Consider the following 21,882-nt stretch of genomic DNA (forward strand, 5'->3'; position numbering starts at 1 on the left):
CGCCGCGCGGCCTGGACCGAACGCTGGTGGCGACGCTGGCGAGCGGCCAATGGATCCGCACCTCACAATCGGTTCTGCTGACCGGCCCGATTGGGGTGGGCAAGACCTTCATCGCCTGCGCTCTTGGGCATCAGGCGGCGCGCGACGGCTTCCCGGTACTATACCGGCGCCTGCCGCGGCTGCTGGACGACCTGGCGATCGCCCGGGTGGCGGGCCGACACCGATCGGCCTTCACCAAGCTGGCGCGCACAAGGTTGCTGATCATCGACGAGTGGATGATGACGCGCCTGACGGCCGATCAGCGGCGTGACCTGATGGAGGTGATCGATGACCGCCATGACCGGGCGGCGACGATTCTGGTCTCCCAAATCCCGGTGTCCGGCTGGTTCGACCAGATCGGGGATGCCACTTACGCCGACGCCCTGCTGGACCGCATCGTTCACAACGCCCATCGCATCGAACTGCGCGGCGAGTCGATGCGTCGGCGGACCACGGTGAGCAGCGAGGAGGACACGACCACCGCGACGTAGATGGCACCTTGCCTTTGGGCATCGATGGTGTCCGGGGGGCGGGGCTCCGTCAAGTGTGGCGCCAGGGCGCCACCGCCTGCGGCGGCTTCGCACTTGACCGACCCCCACCCCCCGGACAGACGCTCCACCATCAAAGAAAAGGGCGAGAAATGCTCGCACCTATCACTGGTCATGGACTTGGAACATGAAACAGGGACAGGATGATGACTTGAAATATATGGCTACATAAATAGAATTGACCGCCAGATGAAAGACCAGTTACAGTACATATGTTGAAGGCGAAAGCGAGCCTCAGTCTGCGTTCAGCAGCGCGCGCAGGGTGTTCAGGCTACCGAACAGGCCGTTCAGATTGAACCGTACACCCTGTTCAGATTCGTCCGGTCAGACTGTTCATTTTTACCGAAATACGCAAGGAATTCGTCCAGGGCCTCGGCAGGCGTTTTCCAGCCAAGAGTTTTGCGGGGCCTGGTGTTGAGGGCGAGCGCGACGGCTGCCAGGGTGTCGGCATCATGCACGCCGAGGTCGGTGCCCTTGGGAAAGTACTGACGCAGCAGCCCGTTGGTGTTCTCGTTCGTGCCGCGCTGCCAGGGGCTGTGAGGGTCACAGAAGTAGACCTGGATCCCGGTGGCGATCCGCAGATGGGCGTGCTGTGCCATCTCTGCCCCCTGATCCCAGGTCAGCGACTGCCGCAGGTGCTCGGGCAAGGTGGTGATCGTGCGCGTGATGGCGTCGCGGACCGCTTCGGCGCCATGGCCGGCGAGCGCCGGCCCGTTCCTGACACGCGGCCCACTGGCGTGACCCGGCATCGGGGGCAGGTGGAGCAGCAGCGTGAACCGCGTCGTGCTCTCCACCAGGGTGCCAATCGCCGACCCTCCCAAGCCGATGATGAGGTCGCCTTCCCAATGCCCCGGCACCGCCCGGTCAGCCACCGCCGCCGGGCGCTGGCTGATCATGATCTCCAGGGCGATGAAGGACTTGCCCCGCCTGCGGGGCCGCGCCCTCGGGACGCGCAGAGCCCGGCCGCTCCTCAGGCAGGCGGTCAGGTCGCGGCGCAAGGCTCCCCGGCCTTGAATGAACAGCGCCCGGTAGATGGCCTCATGGCTGATGCGCATCGTCTGATCCTCGGGAAAGTCGAGCCGCAGGCGGCGAGCGATCTGTTCCGGGCTCCACGCCGTGGCCCACCGCCGGTCCTGCCGGGGCCCGTGACGGCGGCCCTTCCACGTCACGGCCGGCCCGTGAACCGCCGCCCCGTCCGGGGTGACGACCGTGCCGGCCAGACGCTCCTGCACGTACTGCCGCAGCGCCGGGTTGACCGCTAGCTTGGTCGGCTTTGGACGGCGCGCCGAGCGGTCAGCGTGCCACTGTGCGGCCGTCGCCCGATACTCCAGACCGCCTCCGCGAGTAGCCGCGTTCCGCCGCAGTTCCCGGGAGAAGGTCGATGCGGTCCGCTCCCAGGCGGCGAGCGATCTCCCGCACGCCATGCCCCTGGGCACGCAGCAGCGCGATTTCCTCCCGCTCCGCAAACTGCAAGTACCGTCCCAACGGCTGCTTCGCCGATGATGAGAACCCTGCTGGTGGCATGCCGCCTGCATCTCGGAACCACCGTGTTCCCACCGCGGGCGACACTCCGGCAAGAGATGCCGCATCCACGCTCGTTTGTCCCGTCGCGATCGCCTCCCAGAACCGCCGGCGATCCTCACGTTGCGCCACGGAGGGCCGACCTGGCGACCGAAGAGCATCTCGCCCTGACCGATCCGAATGCCGCTTCGGCTTCTTCATCGCAACCTCCTCTGTCGAAGTGTTGCGACGACCGCTTGAATCCGCCCTGGCTGCCCTGGTCAGTGTTGAAGATCTCCGGCTTGCCATGGCGGGCCAAGGCCTCTTCGACCGCTTCGACGCAGAACCCGGCTTCCATCGTGATCGACAGCCGCCAGGACAGCGCGCCCCGGACAGAATTGCAAAATTGCCCTTTGAACCTTTTATCGTGTTTGATCGCCCTTTGCCGCGCGGAGGGGTGACGGTTACACGGCGGCGCCGTTAATATGGGATCGGCTGTCCGCCATCGGATGGCCGAGGAGCGGAGGCGCCGATGGGACGCCGCGCGCAAGATCGCCCCCAAGTCAGAGTCCGGGTGTATTTCGAGACGACCCGGTTGAGTGGCTGCGTGTTGGCTCAGTCGTACGAATACGTGACACCGATCCGGCAGCAACGCCGCCAACCGATCCCCTGCGCACCGGATGAGGCGACCGATGACACCGACCTCGCTGTCACAGAAGCCCGAGGCTAGCCATGTTACTCTGTCACGCTGCCATCTACGCGCGCGTTTCCTCCGAGCATCAGGCCGAGGGCGGCACGATTGCCAGCCAGATCGCCGCGCTGGAGGCCCGCCTCGCCCAGGATGGGTTGCAGGTTACGCCAGACCATCGCTTCGTCGATGATGGCTACAGCGGCTCCACTTTGAAGCGACCCGGCCTGGAGCGCCTTCGCGATGCCGTCGCCTCTGGCCTGGTCGACCGCCTCTACGTTCATTCCCCGGATCGGCTGGCCCGGCGCTATGCCTATCAGGTGCTGCTCATCGACGAGTTCCGGCGTTCCGGCGTCGAGGTCGTGCTCCTCAACCGCCCTCTGGGCCAATCGCCGGAGGATGACCTGCTGCTCCAGGTCCAGGGGATGATCGCCGAGTATGAGAGGGCCAAGATCCTGGAGCGGAGCCGCCGGGGCAAGCGACATGCCGCGCATGCCGGCAGCGTGAGTGTCTTAAGCGCCGCCCCCTATGGTTACCGCTATGTCGACCGGCATGCCGGCGGCGGTGTCGCGCGCTACGAGGTTGTTGAGGAGCAGGCTGCCGTGGTGCGCCGGATCTTCCACTGGATGGGCGTCGACCGTCTCGGCATCCGCGAGATCTGCCTTCGGCTGGAGCGGTCCCGTCAGCCGTCGCCGACAGGCCGACCACGTTGGGCATCCTCGACCCTCGGAGATATGCTCAAGAACCCGGCCTACATGGGCGCTGCGGCGTTCGGCAAGACCCGGGCGGGACCCGCACCAGCTCGGCTCCGCCCCAGGCGCGGAGAGCCTGAGCACCCCAAGGTCGACGGCGGCACCTACAACGCCCCTGCGCAAGACCGGGTGACGGTGCCTGTCCCGGCAATCGTCGACCCCGCGCTGTTCGAGGCGGTCCAGGCCCAGTTGGCCGAGAACCGCCTCCGCCACCGGCGAGCGCCTGCCGGGCAGCGCCATCTGCTTCAGGGGCTGGTCGTCTGCAAGCTGTGCGGCTATGCCTACTACGGCAAGACGGTGTATCCGAGATCCCGCGGCGGCGAACGGCGCGAGTACCCGTACTACCGGTGCAGCGGTTCCGATGCGTATCGCTTCGGCGGGCAGCGCGTCTGCACGAACGCGCAGGTTCGCGCCGATCACCTGAATGCCGCGGTCTGGCGGGAGGTCGAGCGGCTGCTGAACGATCCGCACCGCCTGGCCGCCGAATATGAGCGCCGCCTCGACCAGGTGCGGGATGGCAGCCCCGAGCAAATCGATCTGGCCGCTCTGGAAGCTCAAGTGGCCAAGCTGAAGCGCGGCATCGAGCGATTGATCGACAGCTATGCCGAAGGGGTCATCGACAAGGGAGAGTTCGAACCGCGCCTTGTCGGGTTCCGCCAACGCCTCGGTGGTTTGGAGGAACGCCGCCGAGCCTTGTTCGATCGGACTTCCCTGGAAACCACCCTGACGCTCCTGGTCGGACGGTTGGAGGACTTTGCTGGTCATGTCCGCAACAAGCTCGAAGCTTTCGACTGGCACCAGCGTCGTGACCTGATCCGCCTGCTGGTCAAGCGTGTGGAGATCGACCATACCGATATCACAGTCGTCTTCCGGGTCACACCCTTACCCGATGGGCATGATCCCGATATCGGCAACCGGATTTTGCAAATTGTCCGGGGCGTCAGAACCCGCCGGCTGAACCAGTCGATGACGGCAGCGAGGTAGACGAAGCCGCGCGCCATAGGAACGTAGGTCAGGTCCATGGCCCAGACCTGATTGGGACGCGTGACCGGCAGATCGCGCAGCAGGTATGGATAGATCCTGTGCCCCGGCGCCGGTTTCGAGGTGTTGGGTTTGCGATAGACGGCTTCGATTCCCATCCGCTTCATCAGCGTCGAGACATGCCGACGGCCCACCTGGAAGCCTTCGGCGGTGAGCAGATCACGCAGCATGCGGCTGCTCGCAAAGGGAAAATCGAGATGCAGTTCGTCCATCCGGCGCATCAGCGCGAGGTCGGCGGACGAGGCTGGCCGTGGCAGGTAATAGACGCTGCCCCGGCTGACGTTGAGTATCCTGGCCTGTCCGGTGATCGACAGATCATGCGAGCGGTCGATCATCGCTTTGCGCTCAGCAAACCCGCTTCGGCCTGGCGCGCCGGCCAAAAAATCGTTCTCCAGCGTCAGCTCTCCGATCTTCGCATGCAGCACCGTCAGATCCACCACCGGCCCCGGACTGTCACCGCGACTTTCTGATCCAAATACCCCGGCTGCCCCGTCGAGAAGTTGCGCCTTCCACTGCGTGATCTGGTTGGGATGAATGTCGAACTGCTGCGCCAACTCGGCCAGCGTCTTCTCGCCCTTGACGGCAGCCAAGGCCACCTTCGCCTTGAAGGCCGGTGTGTGGTTCCGACGTGGTCGTCTTGTCATTGCTGCTCCTGTGCGGCACGCATACTGGCCGCTTTCAGGCAGAAACTCCACTTATCCCGATGTTCAGATTTCCCGAGCCAGCTCTATCGTTTCGCTAGATTTTCCACAGGAGGAAGGCGCTTATCATGGATTGCGCATAGCTCAAATAACATTCAACAGGTAAGCGTGCTCGACAAACTCGACGGTCGTCGTACCGCCCAGGAACTTCCTGCCGGCATCTTCGCCCCGCCGCCTATTCGAAGAACCGTCTTCCTGGTGCCTGGAGACTTGTCTCCTTGATGTCGGAAAGGTTAGTGAGCCGGAGGAAGCGCTGACCGCAGAACTACGGGTAATAATCTTCAAGCTGGAAAAGATGCCCTCGGATTGCGCTGGTTGATGGAGGTCAACCGTATGCCAAAGCTCTCGACAGGCGAGGCCGCCACCGAGCGGCCGACCGGTTCGGTAGGCTCTAACGTCAAGACAATTCGCGGCCCGCCTGGAGCCACGCGCAGGGTGTAGCGTCGGGCGACGGATCTAATTTCCCATCCCGAGCATGGCGAAGCCGGGCTGCTGATTGTCTTGATGCCCACAAACCGAATACCCTGTCGGCATGTTCCCGGGTGATCTCCTTCAGATCACCCGGGAACTGCCTCCCCGGCGAGGGGCCGCTTTCTTCGTAAGTTGTCGACGATACCCGCTACAGGGTGCGGTCTTTGAAGGGGTCCTCCAGTCAGCTCGGGGTGCTCCGTTATCGCGCGACCTCCGCCAGCTCGCGGGCGTCGGCGGCCAGTGCACGCAGGAGGTAGAACTCGGTGTCGTTCCTGGTGGCCGGGATCAAGGTCTCGAACTTGGCGTGGTACTCCGCCACATTGGCCCACTGGCCGTGCGCTCGTCGAACAGGGCCTCAAGCGCGCGGCTCTCCAGATGGCCCGCCGCGTCCCAAGCGACGGGGTCTGTAACATATAGTCGGTGATAGCCAGGGTTTCCGCACAGCGCTGGTATTTGCCAATCAAATGCGCCATCTGCATGCGGCTTTGTTGCTCTCAAGGTGGATAGCTAGGGGTGAAGCCCTTCTTCCTCGACAATTGCGCTCGCCACCGACGGCACCCACCGCGCCAGGTTCTCCCTCGCGGCAGCTGCTACCGGAACCTTGACACCGAGCGCTTCGGCTCGCTTGGCCCATGCAATGCGCTTTGAACTGTCTGCGCTGTTGAGGAAGGCCAGAGCCGCTTGCGCCTCTGAATTCAGCGGCTTCTTTCGCGCTGCCCGGCGCTGGCCCTTCGGCCGATCTAAAGCGCGCGCTGTTTCGGCTGCTTCGGTCGTTCCCTTTTTTCGGATGTAGAAGACGACGGAAATCACCTTGCCGCCGCCGCGTCCCCTGCCCTGCCTCACCTCGGACAGATCGACCGAGAATTCCGCGATTTGGCCGATTTCCTCAATGGCTGGGTTGAGCGCCGTTCTCCGAAAATCCTTCCAGTCTTTCAGCTTGTCAGAGCAGCCGAGCAGATCGCGTAATTCAGCGGCCGAGATTTGCCAGTACGGCTCGGCTGCATTTCGATCCGCGTAGCGTTTCAGTACCTGATACAGGATCAGGGTGTATTTGGAGTCGCACTGATAGACGACACGGAGAGAGATGTATGAGTACAGTGCCGGCTCAATCAGCTTTTCCATGAGAGGAAGCTGGAAGGTGTAGTGCAGCACGCCATCTTCGATCCGGCTCGGCCCCAGCAGTTGGGTCGACTCCCATTTCGTCCCGTCCGACTGAAGGTAGTCGAACTGCACGAGCACTCGTTGCAAGCCGGTGAGCGCGGTTTTCAGTCGGAAGCTGTTATCGTCCTCATAGCCGTCGCGCGCTTCTGCAGCATAGCGGCGAATCGCGACCATCGGAATGGCATGTTCCTGGCCATCAGCCAGCACCTTACGCATTGTCTTCCGCACAGAGCGTTCCTGCTCAATCGGTGATTCATGCGCTTCCTGTGCTTGCAGCCGTGCTATCTCCCCTGCCCGCTGGGCCTTATCCCAAACTTCCTTCATGCGCGGATAGGCATGAGCCAGCAGATGGTCGAACAGGCGCCGGGCTGATAGAGGAAGATCCTCGTTAGCCTTGATTTCGACGGCTCCTGTCGCCTTAATCAGGTGGAGCGGTTTGGCCAGCGCTTTGTTCATGGGCGGGAACGGTAATAGGGTCGGCCTCCGAAATGCAATCCCGAAAAGGGCGTGCCAAAACTCCGAATTCAGAAACTATCCTGCCCCGTGCCAAACCTCCGAAATTGCGCGACAGGAATCCTTATGATTCTTGATTCCTTATAGTTCCTATAGGAAGATTTCCTAATTATAACAATATGTTAGCAACTATATTCGGACTTATTGCACGCCTTTTCGGACTTATTGCACGCCTTTTCGGAGGTTTGGCACGGCTTCAACGGAGTTTTGGCACGGCGAATTCGGAGTTCTTGTACGAGTGGGAAATGAATTCGGAGTTTTGGTACGCCTTACGGCTCAACCTCGATCCCTGCCGCCCGCAGCTTCTACACCGCTGCCTCGCCAAACCAGGTGTTGATCGACTTCTTCGCGTAGGCCTTCTTTGCACCCTTCTCGACTGGGGCCATCACTTCGGCCGGAACGCGGAGCATCCACTTGGTAATTTCGTCAGCAGGTTTCTCAGGCTCGACCGGCACAGTGGCTTCCTGTACTTCACCTGTCGGAATCCCATCCTTGTTGATGATCGCCGGCTCCGCCGGATCGAAGCCAGGAGTAGGCTGAGGCTTCGTTACGCGCTCACGCAGTGGTGAGCAACAAGAACCGTGGAGCATCGACTCGCTTGGGCTGATGGTGGCAGGAAATTTCGGAATCGGCTTTGTGCCAGGTCTTGCACGCCGCCGGCGTCCACTGGCCAAGATTGCACTCTGTCTTGCTCTCGTTTGCGGCTGCCAGCAGGCTCGTGAATGTCGCGCCATCACCCATGCTCCATTATCTCCCAGCTTCCTTTCACGATCCCGTGCTTTATCGAGCCCGGCAGCCGGATAGTAAGCAGCCGGATAGTAAATTGCAGCAGTGCGTTCCACGACATCGTAACAACCTATGTTGTTATTGGGCTACACTCACTTTTGAGGGTAGGGGTATAGGCCTCTAGCAACCTTGCCTGCCTTTGTCGCTTTATGATCCTATCCCCGCTAGTCGACCATAGAGGAGCAAGCATGTTATGGGCAATATTCTTACTTTGGCGTCAGCCAAGGGTGGGTGTGGAAAATCCACGATCACCATCGTCCTTGCCGCCAATTTGGCCGCGTTGGGCTACAAGGTCTGCGTGATCGACAGCGACCGCAATCAGAGCTTCGCCAGCTGGCACAGTAACGCCTATGAGGGGAAGCCCTTCACCGTGCTGTCCGAGGTGGATCATATCAAGGTCGTGGATCTCGCCAGCGAGCAGGCCGAGACGCACGACTTAGTGCTGGTCGACACGGCGGGCTTCGAGAACTTGACGGCCGCGTCGGCGATCGGCATGGCCGACTACGTGCTGATCCCCTGCATGCCTGACCGGGGCAGCGTGCGCGAGACGCTGCGGACCGCTTCGCAGGTTGCTAGTCTGTCTAAGGCAGCTAGACGGGCTATCCCCCATAGTGTCATATTGACTCGCTGGAAGACGAAGGGGCTGGCTGAGCGGGCAGCGCTCGATAGCATCGAGGAGGCGAGCCTGCCGGTCCTCGAGCACGGCTTCGCCGATTTGTCCGATTACGCCAAGCTGTCCTTCAGCGGATCAGTGCCGCTCTCCGGTAAGGTCGGCATGCAGGCGGATAAGGTCATAGCCGCCCTAGTAGCAAAGGGGGCTATTTCCTCTAGAGGGGCTAGGAAGACTAAGGAGAAAGCAGGAGTAGCAGCATAATGTCATCGTTCAAGCCGAAGCGCGTCTCCGGTGCGGATCTCGTCTCACAGATCAGCCCCGCCACCAGCGGCCTGCCCGCCTCCGTTCCGACACCGTCGCTATCGGCGTTGCCCGCACCGGTGGCAAAGCCCCTTCCGCTGAAGAAGGTGCAGATCAATTTTCAGGCCAGTGAGCCGTTTGCTGAACTGGTAGCCATTGAGGCCGAGAAGGCTGGCAGTACGCGGCGTTTCTTTGCTCGGTTGTTGCGGGACGCTGGCTACGACGTGCCGGAAGTAGACGTTAATCCACCTGACACTAGGCGGCGTAGGGGGCAAAGGGAGCTAGACGGCTAGGGGCATAAGCCCCTAGCTCAATTAAGTTGCTATTCGTCTATGGGCTTAGCGGTGACGTCTCGAATAAGGCTACGTCACCGTTGTCAGTGGGCGCCGATACGGTGAAGCCTACGCGGTCCAAGCGTTGGACCCAATCAAATAGCGTCACCTATGTTTTCTACCCATATAGGTGCTATGTGTCTATACCGGTTTTTCCATATACGAGTAGATATCTAGTTCCATAGGGAAGCTATGCCTCTAGCTGTGATGGAAAAGTCTCCGGTGCAACAGGGCAGGGGAGGGCGGAGTTCGCCCCGATGAAGCGCCGGTTGATCCGGTCCAACGCCAGCAGCCAGTGACGCACAAACCCTGGCCGCGCAATCAGGATCTCTTTGACCTCTCCAATGATGGCGCCGAGCAGCTCATCGCGCTCGTCGATCGTGCTGCAATTGGAGAGCTGCGCGACGAATTCACGCAGCCGGATTGCATCGGGGCTGGGGGCGGGTAGGGCGGTCATGGCGCGCGGTACTCCTCAATGGCTGGCACGCCGTAAGGGTAATTTTTGTTCATGATTTGTTCTAGTCTTCCAAGCGCATAGCCTCCATGTTGCTGGGCTGGGCGCTGTTGCGGCTGACTTGTCGGGCCTGTGGCCACACTGGCCTGTTCGATCCATGCAACATGATCCAGTTCTTCGGCGCCGGCGCTGCCTAGACAGGCTACTGCTGGTCTGCCGGGTGCCTGACTCGATCCACGAGGCGGTATGCGATCTATCCCAGGCGCCTGACGTGGCTGATTGAGCCGCCCTCCCTTCCCCCTCAAGCATTTCCCACTGATAAAGGACGTTATCAGTGGCTATGTCGCCCTCGACCGCTGGCATGGCGAGGGATCAGTCCGCGAGAAGGAAGGGGAAGCCGTTCCACAGCACACCACTGCCTAACCCATTCATTCCCACCTCGCCACACCAAGGCCGACTGGTCGGGCTCATCTACCTTATCTCCGGCTGATCCGATTTTGCAGCCGGAGGAATGCCGAAAACCTTATGGAACTCAAGGAACGTGGGATCATATTGGAGAGGTATCAGTATGACTCGTGACGTGAGCATGCCATGGGGTTTGACCAGAAACTGAAGGATCTACTGAGACTTCAGACCACGCAGCCGGATGCGTTCACCGCTGAATTGGATGAGCCCTGGCCGGGCATGCGGTCGGACATCGAATTGGCGCTTGGGATCCTGATGGAGTATCAGAGGCGGGGCGAGCCGCTTCGGCTGATCGAGGATTTCCACATCAACGAGGAAACCGGAGAGGTCAAGGTCCTGATGCCGGAATGGCAAACCAGCCTCATTGCGGAATTCCGTTCCTTATTCGATGAGGACGAGGCTCAATACCGGTTCATGAAGACCTATAACGAGTTGATCGGCAAACGGATGACGGGCCCTGGTCTGAACTGAAAAACCTCTCCCCCCTAGCCTTGGCCGCTTTTGATGGCGCTATACCGGGATGCTCCCGCCACCTCATCGACTGTCATGCCCGATTCCACGGAAGGCTTTTTTCTTTCGTGTTCATCTTCCACCGATGCCTGGTCCTGACGTCGCTGGCCGCTACCATGCCTCACATCAATCCTGCCACCCCAGGATCCGGAGATTGCCTGTCGATGCCGACTTCGAAGAAGCCGAGAAAACCAAAAGCCGCAAGCGTTGCTGCGAAGCGCAAGCCTGACGCGGTCACCATGCTGCCGGATCGCCGTGCGATGGAAGGAGTGCTTGCGATGCTTTCCTCCGGGCTCGGAACTGGTCCCGGCGGCAATGCTCTGGAGGACGCTCAGGACCTTATGTACAGGGCCTGGGAAACTGCCGACCAGCGGCAGCGGGTCGCCCTGGCGAAGGAGGCCTTGAGCCGGTCCCCACTTTGCGCCGATGCCTACGTTCTGCTCGCCGAGGAGACGGCGAAAACTCCCGCAGAAGCAATTGAGTTGTACCAAAAGGGCCTGGAAGCCGGTGAGAAAGCGATAGGTCCGGCGGCACTCCAGGAGGATGTCGGCCATTTCTGGGGCCTGCTGGAAACCCGTCCCTACATGCGTGCCCGCGGCGGACTGGCCCAGGCGCTCTGGGATGTCGGGCGCCACGACGAAGCCCTTGAGCATTATCGGGAACTCCTGCGCCTCAACCCGAACGACAATCAGGGCAACCGCTATCTTCTTGCGGGCTGCCTGCTTGCCCTGGATCGGGACGCTGACCTGACGGCGCTGCTCACCGCCTATGGACAAGAGAGCACGGCAGAATGGAGCTACACGTGGGCGCTGATCGCGTATCGCCGCGACGGCGACAGCGTGGAGGCTCGATCCCTGCTCGAAAAAGCTACGACAGCGAACAGCCATGTCGCGTCTTACCTTCTGGGCCGGAAGAAGTTGCCGCGGAAGTTGGCCCCATACATCACGATGGGAGGAGAAGACGAGGCCCAGGAGTACGCTCGCCGCTATGCCGCGGCCTGGGCAAACACCCAGGGCGCTCTGGAGTGGCTGACGGCACGCCTGCCATCGAACGTGAAAACCGCGCGGCGCTGACAAACCAAGTGCTGTGTGAACTTTGGTTACCGTCCACCGGAATGCTGCGGCCGCTGCTGCGTGAGGGCCGTTCGAAACTCAGGGCCTCTGCAAGCCTGCCTCGTTCCTGTGACAAGGCTATTCAGACGAACGGAGCCACCTCAGTCGGTGCTGGTAATCGTTTGTGGCGCGGCGGGGTTATTAAGCGCAGGTGTGAAGCTATACGCCAATAAGATTATGGCGGCAAAGGCGGCAGTGAACGCAAATAGATCTATGACGCGCATGAGCACTGCTTGGTTGCATTGAGACTCCCTCGATTATGACGCATGTCGGTTAAGAAGGTCTGAGTACGGGTAGGCTGAACATACGTGTTTTTGCCGAGCTCGGCAAAAACACGTATCCTGAACCTACCCCATGCTCGCCCGCATGGTCCGCGCCCAGCCCGACACAGCGCTCGGCCTGCGCAACCGCGCCATCCTGCTCGCCGGCTTCGGCGGCGCCCTGCGGCGCTCCGAGATCGTCGGGCTCGACGTCGAGCTGGTCGATGGCAAGGGCGTCGTGCTGACCGTCCGGCGCTCCAAAACCGGCCAGCACGGGGCCGGGCAGGCGGTTGCGATCCGGTGCTCCGACGACCCCGACCTGTGCGCCCCCACCGCGCTGCGGCGCTGGCTGGAACACCGGGCTCCCCGCCACGCCGACGACCCCCTGTTCATCGGCCTGCGCGCCGGCGGGATGATGACCGCAACCCGGCTGTCAGACAAGGCGGTGGTCCGGCTGGTCAGGGACACCGCCGAGGCAGTCGGCGACGGTGATCCGGGGCTGATGGAAAGAACCTTCGGCAATCTCGTTGTCAGTGTCCAGCGCTCCTACTCGGGCCACAGCCTGCGCGCCGGCCTCGCCACGGCGGCCGAGGCCGAGGCCCAGCTCCACGACGTGATGCGCCAGACCCGCCACAGGAGCATCGAGGTCGCCCGCCGCTACATGCGCTCCACCGACCTCTGGCGCAACAACGTCACCGAGAAGATCATGCGCTATCGAACCTGAGGAGGGGGAAGCGGTGCAACCGCCAAAACAAAGCTGAGATCGTTAAGGAACAACGACACACCTTCAAGCGGCTGCGTCCGCCGAAGTTACTTGGCCCGTCGGCGGATCGATCGGACGAGTCTGACAGTCCTGATGTGCTATACAGACGCCGGGTAACCGCATAGGCGAGCTTTAATTCAGTTCACAATCATACAAGGACTTTCATCTTGGACGCTGTCGACTTTCTGACCGAGAACCAGGGCCCGATCGCTCCGACCCGGCCGCGGTCGGTTTACTTCGATGTCGTTGTCGAGGCAAGGAAGCCCGGCTTTGATGTCGACAGCTTCCGCCAGGGGCTGCAGGAGGCGCTTGTCCAGGATCCTGACCTGCTGGCGCTGGGCCGCAGGCAGGGCGGCTTCAATGACCATGCCGGGTTCGTCGGTGTTGGTGTCGAACAGGCTGTGGCGGTTGCTCCCGCGGTGGCCTGTCGGGTGCGCATCGACTTCAGGTCTGACGGACGCATTGACCGCGACGTCGTCGACGCCATCATCGCCGACAACGTCAAAGCGGAGTTGACGCTCTCCTGAGCCGGTATGATCGGTCAGGCTGGATTGGCGCTGGGAACGTGGACGGCAGTACCAGCCTGTGCTGGGACGGTCCTACTCAATCGGGAGTCAAGCCCGGCCATCGACGTTAGGGTCTGGCCTTTGGTCCAGCGTCGTGAAGAGATCGCGCACCCACGAGGGAGAGGGGGAACCTTGAAGCTGTCACAGATCCTGGAGACCATGCCTGGCTGGAGTTCGAGCATGCGGACAGCGACCGGTCCGCATAAAGGACGCTTGACCGTCGTGTCGTCACCCATGCTTGACCGGGGCTGGGACTACCTGGCGAACCGTCCACCCCTGGCTATCGCTCCATTCAAGGTCAGCAAGGCTGAGCGGGCGCGCACCACGATCGATCTATTCGAGGTGCTCGAGCGCGGGTCAGTCTGGGAGATCGAGAACGCCTGGAGTTTGGCCGATTGGCAGGACGGTCCGGGCCGCACGGCGCGTGTCGTGATCTGGGGCCGGGGGACCGCCAATCTCGGAGGGTGCCTGCTCGCGATCGATGTGGAGACTGGTGAGGTGCTGGCTTTTGACGAGGGTGCATTTGTGCCCGACCCGGACAGATGGACGCGGGCGGAGCCAAAGCAGGACGACGTCATGGCGATTGAGTTCGTTCTTGGAGCCCCTGACGCGCCAGCTGTCAACGTCGAAAGCTGGCTGCAGAAACGGGCGGATGCCCGCTGGAACCACAAACGCCTGATCCCGTCCCTGGATGTCAGGCGTTGACCTCGCCGGTTATGAAGCACCGACATGCGAGATGTCGAGCGCATTACGCTGACCAGGACTGTTGCAGCAGTTTCATTGCCTGGTCCGGAACTGCCGCTGATCCGCGCCGGTTGGATGTCCCGTGTCGAATGTGAGTGCAAAATGTTGTTCTGCTTCAGGAGCCGGCCGGACTATGCAGGATCCATTCCGGCGTCACTCCTGCTGACCGCGGTTGGTTTCAGCCTTTTCAGCATTCCGGAGCACCGCCATGAGTATCCGTTGCCGTTGTCTACTCGTGCGAGAGGGTGACAAACCCATCTGGAGCGACAAGGACCTGCGGCTTGATCCGAGCATCAACGAGTGGATTCAATTTGAGGATGGCGGCGTGCTCTCGACCTTCCGTGTCAGCGCGGTGATGCACACGCCCGGCTTGGAAGGGGTGGACTTTGCCCTGGTGCTGACGGAGCAGCCCGGCACGCGCGGTCGCCCTTTCCGCGATCTGTTCGAGGAGTGGGCGGCGACGGGCTCGACGCTTTAGCAGCCTCGTTCCGGGACATCATTGCGGCACGCTCGGTCCGGCACTACCGCGGAAGCTTGCTTGAACGGTGCCGCAGCCCAAACCGGACTACCGGAAAAAGCCGCTTGCCTGAATTCTCGCGCCAAGCAGGATCCCGCAGAGCGCAATACCAGCAGGGTTCGGAGATGTGGTCGAACAAGCTTCTATCAATAGTACTTCCCTTGATCGGCCTCTACGTATTGATCGTCGGATCCCTCTATGTCCTGCAGCGGCCCATGATCTTTCAGGCCGGGATGTCCCCTGTGCCACCCGTCCTCAACAGCGTGCCTGGATTTCAGGAAGTTTCCCATCGCACCGAGGACGGCCTCGACCTGCGCGCACTATACCGACCAGCCGCGCCAGGGGCACTGACCCTGGTCTATTTCCACGGCAATGCCGATGGATTGTCGGGCTCGCTCCGGGTCACCGAACGTCTGGCCGCCAAAGGATACGGTCTGCTCCTTGTCGGCTATCGGGGCTATGACAGGAACCCGGGCAGCCCGTCCGAGGAAGGGCTCTATGCCGACGGCCGCAGCGCCCTGAGGTGGCTTTCCGAGCATGGCGTGCCAGGCTCCGGGACGGTTCTGGTTGGCAACTCGCTCGGTTCGGGGCCGGCGACCGAAATGGCTGCCACACATCCGGTTGCCGGCCTGGTGCTGATTTCCGGCTATACCTCGCTGCCCGATGTCGCAGCCTCCACCTATCCGTTCGTTCCCGTGCGGCTGCTGATGCGCGACCGCTTCGACAATATCGGGAAATTCAGTCAGGTCATGGCGCCAATCCTCATCCTTCATGGTACGGCGGATCGGACCATCCCTTACGATCACGCGGTGAGACTTGCCGGCGCAGCTGGCAACCGTACCCGGCTGGTGCCGTTCGAGGGGATTGGGCACGAACTGGCGGGCAGTCCCATGGTGTCACCGGCCATCGATCGGTGGCTCTCTTTTCTGGCGCGCTGATGGTGTCCGGAAGTTGGGGCGGCATTGTGGCTCTGACGTCAGCGACCTAGTCCTGATCCTGTGGCTGATGGCATGGCGACGCTTTGGCGGCAATCCGGTGGCTGCAAGCGCAGCAGTACAAAGTACTGATCCATGCCCGATGATGTTAAGTTCTCGAACATGATCAGATGGTGGTGAAAATGACGCCGCCGTACAACTGGCAGATCATCCCAGCTTACTTCATGTGTCGTCTCTGCAGGATCCGCCAACCCTGGTTGCCCGGCACGTTGCGTCATGTCGGCGCGACCGCCGCAAGGCGGGGTGGCTTTTCGTGCAGGGCGCTGCTGCCACGACCGGAAAGGCTGGGATTGGTCATGAAGTAGGTGTGCGCGCTGGAGGCAGTGCTGCCCGCCGCGATGCGGCGGTAGCTGCCGTCGGGCTCGAGCACCCAGCTCTGCGCCTGGTCATTGAGATTGGCGACCATGATCTGGTCCAGGATCTGCCGATGGACGGTCAGGTTCTCGATCGGCACCAGCGTCTCGATCCGACGGTCCAGGTTGCGCGGCATCCAGTCCGCCGATGAGATGAATACCAGCGCGTCACGCGATGGCAGCGCACGCCCGTTGCCGAAGCAGATGATCCGGGCGTGCTCCAGGAAGCGGCCGACAATGCTCCTGACCCGGATGTTCTCGGACAGGCCGGGGACGCCCGGCCGCAGGCAGCAGATGCCGCGGATCACGAGGTCGATGCTGACACCGGCCCGCGAGCCTTCGTACAGCTTGTCGATCAGAGCGGCATCGACCAGCGAGTTCAGCTTGACCCAGATCTGCGCCGGTTTGCCGGCGCGGGCGAAGGCGATCTCCCGGTCAATCAACTCGACCAGCCGGCTGCGCAGGGTCAGGGGTGCGATCGCCAGCTTCTCCAGCGCCGCAGGCCGCACGTACCCGGTCATGTAGTTGAACAATACCGAGGCGTCCCGGCAGAGCGCCGGATCGCTGGTGAAGAAGGACAGGTCGGTATATATCTTCGCCGTGATCGGGTGGTAATTGCCGGTGCCGAAATGGACGTAGGAGCGCAGTGTTCCGTCCTCGCGCCGCACCACCAGTGAGACCTTGGCATGGGTCTTGAGATCGAAGATGCCGTAGACGACCTGCGCCCCGGCACGCTCCAGGTCGCGCGCCCACTGGATGTTGGCTTCCTCGTCGAAGCGCGCCTTGAGCTCGACCATCGCGGTGACCGACTTGCCGGCTTCGGCGGCCTCGATCAGCGCCGCGACGATCGGCGAGTTCTTCGAGGTCCGGTACAGCGTCTGCTTGATCGCGACGACACCCGGATCGCGCGCCGCCTGCTGCAGGAACTGCACAACGATGTCGAAGCTCTCATACGGATGGTGGACGACGATGTCCTTGGTGCGGATCGCCGCGAAGCAGTCGCCGCCAAAATCGCGGATCCGCTCGGGAAAGCGGACAGTGTACGGCGGGAACACGAGGTCGGGGCGCTCGTCGACGATCAACCGCTTCGTTTCGACCAGCCCGATCAGTCCCTCGCGAACGAAGACGTCTTCCGGCGCCACGGCCAGCCGGCTGCGCAGAAACTCGCGCAGATCGGGCGCCATGCCCCCGTTGACGGTCAGCCGGATCACGCCGCCACGGCGCCGGCGCTTCAATGCGCTCTCGAAGGTCCGCACAAGATCTTCGGCTTCCTCGTCGATCTCCATCCCGCTGTCACGCAGAACACGGAACAGGCCATACCCCACCAGCGTAAAGGGTTTGGGAAACAGCCGGTCGATGAACAGCAGGGCAACCTGCTCCAGCAGGATGAAGCGGGGGTCGGCACCGGGTATTCGAATGAACCGGTCGATCTGGGTCGGCAACAGCACCACCACGTCGAGGTCGCGGTTCCGTTCGGCATCATGGAGCTGGAGCGCCAGCCCCATGCCGCGGTTGGCGATGAACGGGAAGGGATGAGCGGGATCGATCGCCAGCGGCGTCAGGATCGGGAGGATGTCGGACATGAAGCGCTCGGCGAGTGCGTCGAGATCGGTGGCCGTCAGCTCCGACGGATCGACGACCGCGATGCCGGCCTCGCGCAGCTCCTGCCGCAGCGCCCGCCAGCAGTCCTGCTGGTCCTGCATCAGCGCGCTGATGCATACCCGGATCTCGGTCAGCTGTTCGGCCGGTGTCAGCCCGTCATCCGAGACCGTCCTGATGCCGGCGCGGTGCTGGGTCATCAGACCGGCGACGCGCACGATGTTGAATTCCTCCATGTTGGCGGCCGAGATTGCCAGGAAGCGCAGCCGCTCGAGAAGCGGATGACGGGGATTGGCCGCTTCCTCCAGGACCCGCCGGTTGAACTTCAGCCAGGACAGCTCGCGGTTGATGTACCGGTCCCGTGGTGCGATGTCGCGTCCGGTCGCGCTGTCCTCCCGGTCTCCGGCCGCGGCAGCCGCGGCATGGTTCCGGGTCTGGTCCAACGGCGACCTTATCATTTCGACCTCTCCCTTTTCAGCATCACCGGCTTTTTTGCTTTCCTGTTCAACCAGCCCTCTGGAAGGCCGGCACCGCTGGCCGACGTCGCCTGTGCGTCACAGGGCTTTCGGAAGAGGGTGGCGTGCCGGATACCAGGTAAACAACGCCAGGCGAAGATAGCCATGTAACCGAGTATTTAAGCTGTTGGTGTCGGGATTGTCGCTTGAAAAATGGCAAAAACTCTGCACCACAACAGCTCCGCGCCTGCCCTGTCAGCGATGCATCAAAGGTTAGAAGGCCTGAACGCGCGGAAAAGCACGTCAGCGTACTGAGACCTCGTCGCTCGTCCCATAGCTTCTCCCGGCAGTCGCCGCAGTGGATCCGATTGATGATCTGCTTCAGTCCAGCGCGCTGTCATCCGGTGTGGTCAGCAACCGGACCCCGCCGCCTTCCCGGTTTTCCGGCGGCTTCATCCGGGCCCCTTCCAGGCAGAACTCATAGAGCCATTTCTGGACCTGATCGCGAGTGTAGAAATCCTTGACTGGAGCGCCGCTCTCGTAGGCGGTAATGTATTCCAGCATCTGCTCTCTGGTCATCGTCATCTCAAGCCTCCGTTATATCAAGTGCGGCATTGCCCCCGAACGCTTCCCGGAGACGTTCGCCGAAAGCGGGAGCAGCCAGGATGGTCGCTGTCATCCGGGTCGGACAGCCGGGTTCCCCCTCGAAACGGACCAGTTCCAGGATGGCCTCGGAATCGGCGGCGTGGAGCAACTGGCTGATCCGGGTTTCGATCTGCTGTTGTTCCTCCGGCGACAGGGCATGGTCGAAACAAAGCCCCATCCGGATCGTCCCCCGCTCAACTGTCATCGGGACAGCCGCCGGAGATCACCCGGAGGATCGGACCGGGCGGCGGAACCGGCAGAACGCCATTCAGGCGGTTCCAGATCGACCCGACATGATCCGCGTCCGCTGGTCGGAAAATCCAGGACACATCCAACGTGACCTGACACCCCTTGAACAGGCTCTTTGCTCTGCATGCCCTGACCACCCTCCTGGTCACAAATTCCGCCGTTCTACCCAATCAGCCATCCCGCGAATAGTTGCAACGGCACCATGCCGATTCGCAGCCTTGCCTGCTGAGACGAGGTCGTTTCGCAGCAGCAGACAGGATCGCCTGCCGTCAGGAAAGTCAGTTTTCCTGATGGATATGACAATCCGCAGGCGGGGTGATGACGTTCACAGGAAGCGGGCGCTTTTTATTTGCATCCACAAGTCGTTGCGATACTCAATTGCCACAGGCAAACCGCGTCGGAGCTGAAGCATGACGGGACTGCGAGTGGTTGAGGGGCGTGGGCTTGATGATCGACAATCAGGTGCGGCGCGCGTCGTCGTTCAGGGCATCGGCCTCAGGCAGTCCGGCATGAAACTTACCTATGAGGGCTGGGACCTGGTCCTGCATGTCGTGACGCCGGAAAGATTGGCGCTGCTGCGCATGGTCCGGCAACATCAGCCGGTTTCCGCACTACGCTTGGCCGGGATTTTGAAACGCGGATCCAGGGACGTGCTTGTCGATGTCAGGATGCTGCTCGATGCGCATCTGCTCGGCGGCTCAGAGGACTGCCTGCAGATGGAGTACGAGCGATTGAGCTTCTCACTGGACCTGTGAAGGAGAATTCCGGCACTCGAGCCCAGTCCAATGGTCACTTCAGGTCGATCGCAGTTCTGAGTTCGTCGAATGTCGTTTCGATTTTTGAAGCCCTTATCACGGGGAAGCGACCGGAGATTGGAAGCGCAGGCAGCCATGGCCCACCCGGAGCAGTGTCTGCCCTCGGCTTCGAAGAGATGCCCGAAACCGTCCTCAGTCCCTGGCCGGCACTGTCAAGTTAACTGAAAGTTGTTGCTGGTATTGTAATCCTGCCGCGCCTTCAGGGCCATCGAATTACAAGATCAAAGGCGGGAGCAGGTCTTAACAGGACAAATCGCTGCCGGCGCCGGCAGCATGCCGTTTCGCACTGGCGCGGCTGCCGACATGCTCCGAGTAGGCCCGTGTTATCTCCGCCCCGAACAGGAAGATGGTGGCCGAGTAGTAGACCCAGAGCAGGATAAGTACGAACGATCCGGCCGCTCCATAGGCCGAGGTGACGCCGCTGGTGCCGATATACAGCCCGATCAGGGATTTTCCGACGGTGAACAGAATGGCGGTGATGGTGGCACCCAGCCAGAGATCCCTCCAGGGAATCCTGGTGTCGGGGAGCGCCCTGTAGACGATTGCGAACAGAACCGTGAAGACGATCAGGGAAGTGATCAGATTGGTCATCCAGATCAGCACGAACGCATCGGGAAAGACCCCGGAGAACCAGGTACCGAAAGCTGCCAGGATTGTGCTGACGATCAGGGAGACGATGAGCAGGAAGCCGATCACGCCAATCAGCGCCAGCCCCTTCAGCCGAACCTTGACCAGCCATGTGACGGGCGAGTTGTCGGGCGGCTTAGCCTTCCAGATGCGGTTGAGTGATGTATGCAGTTCCGCGAAAACGGTCGTGGCTCCGACGAGAATCGTGGAAATGCCGAAAAGGCTCGCGACCGCTCCGGCTCGCGTGTCGCTGGCGCTGGTGGCCAGGCTCTGGAGGGTCATGACGGCGTCCCGTCCGATCAGTCGGCCAACCTCGTCCATCAGGGCGCCCTGGGCCGCTTCCCGGCCGATAACGAGCCCGGCGACCGCGGTGACCAGGATCACGAAGGGGGCGAGGGCGAAAATCGTGTAGAAAGCGATTGCCGCTCCCCTGGTCATGGCCTCGTCGTCGATCCAGCCCATAGCGGCATCGTACAGTATGTCCCAGATTAACCTGATGATCCTCATGTACGCTCTCCGTCGCCAAAGGAGGGAAATACGAATTTCTCTGAATCATACGCCCTGCCGGAACAGTGAATAGCCGCTGTTGTCTGGGCAGCAGATCGCGCTGCTTCAGATCGGGCCACCGGCCCGGATCCGTTTCATGTTCGCTAAACTGGAGATCACTCCAAGGTTAGTATACTGCGAAATCGCGATGGGAACTCGGAAGGACTGGAAGTAACGTCGACAGACACTGTCAGCAGATCAGGGAGGTCGAACGATGACAACCCATCGCCTGAACATCCTGCTCGCCATCCTTGGGACCATCGCCGGTATTTTCATCCTGGCTCTTATCTATGCCGACGCTTCCCCGCAGCCCACCGCAGCGCGTCACTGGATCGCTCCTGGCATAGATCGAACAGGTGAAATTGAGCGCCACGCCCCTCGCGGATGAAAAAGAGCCGGTTGCCAGCCAGGGCGGCGTCGAGGCGACCAACGGCGACCTCCTCGAGCTCCGCGCCGATCTCCGCCCAGAGGAAGAATAGGGTCGGCCATCATCGCTCCGTGGTGGGTGGGCCATCGCCCCTCCTTCGAGGCGGTCCGGGATGAACTTCCGCCCGCAGTACGGCGATAGTTGGTACACTGACCACCAGCACCGTCTATCAATGACAATTTCTCATTTGAATACAGCCTGTTGACCTTCATAACCAATTTAAATAGCAGATAGATTGATACACCCATATTTTTGCTGTTCTGCACTATAACTTCCGATAACGTTACATTATCGGAAGTAAGTTTGTCGTTGTCGGGTAGTTCGTGTGAAAAGCC

At 61.6% G+C, this 21,882-nt stretch carries 20 protein-coding genes and 3 pseudogenes; 12 read left to right on the plus strand and 11 right to left on the minus strand.

What is annotated here, in order from left to right; translation table 11 throughout:
• Nucleotides 1–530: ATP-binding protein (locus N826_RS35260; RefSeq protein ID WP_044436885.1), on the plus strand; the 530-nt coding region annotated here is incomplete at its 5' end.
• A gap of 344 nt (nt 531–874) precedes the next feature.
• Here the strand turns inward: N826_RS35260 and N826_RS35265 are convergent.
• Nucleotides 875–2,309, minus strand: a pseudogene (locus N826_RS35265) (IS30 family transposase).
• A gap of 46 nt (nt 2,310–2,355) precedes the next feature.
• A pseudogene (locus tag N826_RS43815) lies at nt 2,356–2,478 on the minus strand (IS3 family transposase); the annotation flags it as partial.
• A gap of 341 nt (nt 2,479–2,819) precedes the next feature.
• Here N826_RS43815 and N826_RS35275 point away from each other — a divergent pair.
• Nucleotides 2,820–4,511: a recombinase family protein gene (locus N826_RS35275; RefSeq protein WP_044436889.1), complete on the plus strand. Its 1,692-nt coding sequence runs from the start codon at nt 2,820–2,822 to the stop codon at nt 4,509–4,511.
• Here N826_RS35275 and N826_RS42395 read toward each other — a convergent pair.
• The 3 genes and pseudogenes from N826_RS42395 to N826_RS43820 all read right to left on the minus strand — a co-directional run.
• Nucleotides 4,460–5,212, minus strand: a pseudogene (locus N826_RS42395) (IS3 family transposase); the annotation flags it as partial. The gene N826_RS35275 and the pseudogene N826_RS42395 overlap by 52 nt on opposite strands.
• A gap of 1,035 nt (nt 5,213–6,247) precedes the next feature.
• A complete protein-coding gene (locus N826_RS35285; protein WP_044436892.1) occupies nt 6,248–7,357 on the minus strand; it encodes a replication initiation protein in 1,110 nt (369 codons plus the stop codon).
• A gap of 362 nt (nt 7,358–7,719) precedes the next feature.
• Nucleotides 7,720–8,256, minus strand: coding sequence for a hypothetical protein (locus N826_RS43820; protein WP_147041233.1), 537 nt, complete (start codon nt 8,254–8,256; stop codon nt 7,720–7,722).
• 137 nt (nt 8,257–8,393) lie between these two features.
• On the opposite strand from N826_RS43820, the gene N826_RS35290 reads away from it, so the two are divergent.
• Both N826_RS35290 and N826_RS35295 read left to right on the plus strand, forming a co-directional pair.
• Nucleotides 8,394–9,074 carry a ParA family protein gene (locus N826_RS35290; protein ID WP_052832654.1) on the plus strand — a complete coding sequence of 227 codons (681 nt, stop codon included), beginning with the start codon at nt 8,394–8,396 and terminating at the stop codon, nt 9,072–9,074.
• Complete coding sequence (locus tag N826_RS35295; RefSeq protein ID WP_044436893.1) at nt 9,074–9,406, plus strand: hypothetical protein; 333 nt, start codon at nt 9,074–9,076, stop codon at nt 9,404–9,406. The genes N826_RS35290 and N826_RS35295 overlap by 1 nt, the downstream gene beginning before the upstream one ends.
• A gap of 229 nt (nt 9,407–9,635) precedes the next feature.
• On the opposite strand, the gene N826_RS35300 is transcribed toward N826_RS35295, so the two are convergent.
• A complete protein-coding gene (locus N826_RS35300; RefSeq protein WP_044436894.1) occupies nt 9,636–9,902 on the minus strand; it encodes a hypothetical protein in 267 nt (88 codons plus the stop codon).
• 588 nt (nt 9,903–10,490) lie between these two features.
• Here N826_RS35300 and N826_RS35305 point away from each other — a divergent pair.
• The 7 genes from N826_RS35305 (at nt 10,491) to N826_RS35335 (ending at nt 15,774) form a co-directional block, all read left to right on the plus strand.
• Nucleotides 10,491–10,835, plus strand: a complete 345-nt coding sequence (locus N826_RS35305; protein WP_044436895.1) for a hypothetical protein — start codon at nt 10,491–10,493, stop codon at nt 10,833–10,835.
• Nucleotides 10,836–11,038: 203 nt separating this feature from the next.
• The gene (locus N826_RS35310) at nt 11,039–11,947 is read left to right on the plus strand and encodes a tetratricopeptide repeat protein (RefSeq protein WP_244619753.1); all 909 of its coding nucleotides are present in this window, start codon (nt 11,039–11,041) and stop codon (nt 11,945–11,947) included.
• A gap of 393 nt (nt 11,948–12,340) precedes the next feature.
• On the plus strand, nt 12,341–12,970 hold the full coding sequence (locus tag N826_RS35315; protein ID WP_052832656.1) for a site-specific integrase: 630 nt from the start codon (nt 12,341–12,343) through the stop codon (nt 12,968–12,970).
• 206 nt (nt 12,971–13,176) lie between these two features.
• Entirely contained in the window at nt 13,177–13,536 is a 360-nt protein-coding gene (locus N826_RS35320; protein WP_044436896.1) for a hypothetical protein, read from the plus strand.
• A 219-nt stretch (nt 13,537–13,755) separates the two neighbouring features.
• A complete protein-coding gene (locus N826_RS35325; RefSeq protein ID WP_147041232.1) occupies nt 13,756–14,280 on the plus strand; it encodes a hypothetical protein in 525 nt (174 codons plus the stop codon).
• 247 nt (nt 14,281–14,527) lie between these two features.
• Nucleotides 14,528–14,797 (plus strand): hypothetical protein, encoded by a 270-nt coding sequence (locus tag N826_RS35330; protein WP_044436898.1) that lies wholly within the window; start codon nt 14,528–14,530, stop codon nt 14,795–14,797.
• 104 nt (nt 14,798–14,901) lie between these two features.
• Nucleotides 14,902–15,774: an alpha/beta hydrolase gene (locus tag N826_RS35335; RefSeq protein ID WP_147041231.1), complete on the plus strand. Its 873-nt coding sequence runs from the start codon at nt 14,902–14,904 to the stop codon at nt 15,772–15,774.
• Between the two features lie 271 nt (nt 15,775–16,045).
• Here the strand turns inward: N826_RS35335 and N826_RS35340 are convergent, their stop codons facing one another.
• The 3 genes from N826_RS35340 to N826_RS35350 all read right to left on the minus strand — a co-directional run bounded on the left by N826_RS35340 (nt 16,046) and on the right by N826_RS35350 (nt 19,088).
• The gene (locus N826_RS35340) at nt 16,046–18,241 is read right to left on the minus strand and encodes an RNA degradosome polyphosphate kinase (protein WP_084721466.1); all 2,196 of its coding nucleotides are present in this window, start codon (nt 18,239–18,241) and stop codon (nt 16,046–16,048) included.
• Between the two features lie 378 nt (nt 18,242–18,619).
• Nucleotides 18,620–18,823, minus strand: a complete 204-nt coding sequence (locus tag N826_RS35345; protein ID WP_044436900.1) for a hypothetical protein — start codon at nt 18,821–18,823, stop codon at nt 18,620–18,622.
• Nucleotide 18,824: 1 nt separating this feature from the next.
• The gene (locus N826_RS35350; RefSeq protein WP_147041230.1) at nt 18,825–19,088 is read right to left on the minus strand and encodes a hypothetical protein; all 264 of its coding nucleotides are present in this window, start codon (nt 19,086–19,088) and stop codon (nt 18,825–18,827) included.
• Nucleotides 19,089–19,542: 454 nt separating this feature from the next.
• On the opposite strand from N826_RS35350, the gene N826_RS35355 reads away from it, so the two are divergent.
• The gene (locus N826_RS35355; RefSeq protein ID WP_044436903.1) at nt 19,543–19,887 is read left to right on the plus strand and encodes an HVO_A0114 family putative DNA-binding protein; all 345 of its coding nucleotides are present in this window, start codon (nt 19,543–19,545) and stop codon (nt 19,885–19,887) included.
• Between the two features lie 300 nt (nt 19,888–20,187).
• Here N826_RS35355 and N826_RS35360 read toward each other — a convergent pair whose 3' ends face one another.
• Nucleotides 20,188–21,081: a YihY/virulence factor BrkB family protein gene (locus N826_RS35360; protein WP_044436905.1), complete on the minus strand. Its 894-nt coding sequence runs from the start codon at nt 21,079–21,081 to the stop codon at nt 20,188–20,190.
• A gap of 229 nt (nt 21,082–21,310) precedes the next feature.
• Nucleotides 21,311–21,550: a hypothetical protein gene (locus N826_RS43825; RefSeq protein ID WP_147041229.1), complete on the minus strand. Its 240-nt coding sequence runs from the start codon at nt 21,548–21,550 to the stop codon at nt 21,311–21,313.
• Nucleotides 21,551–21,882 lie beyond the last annotated feature (332 nt).

It is taken from the genome of Skermanella aerolata KACC 11604, from assembly GCF_000936425.1.
GTDB classification, from domain to species: Bacteria; Pseudomonadota; Alphaproteobacteria; order Azospirillales; family Azospirillaceae; genus Skermanella; species Skermanella aerolata.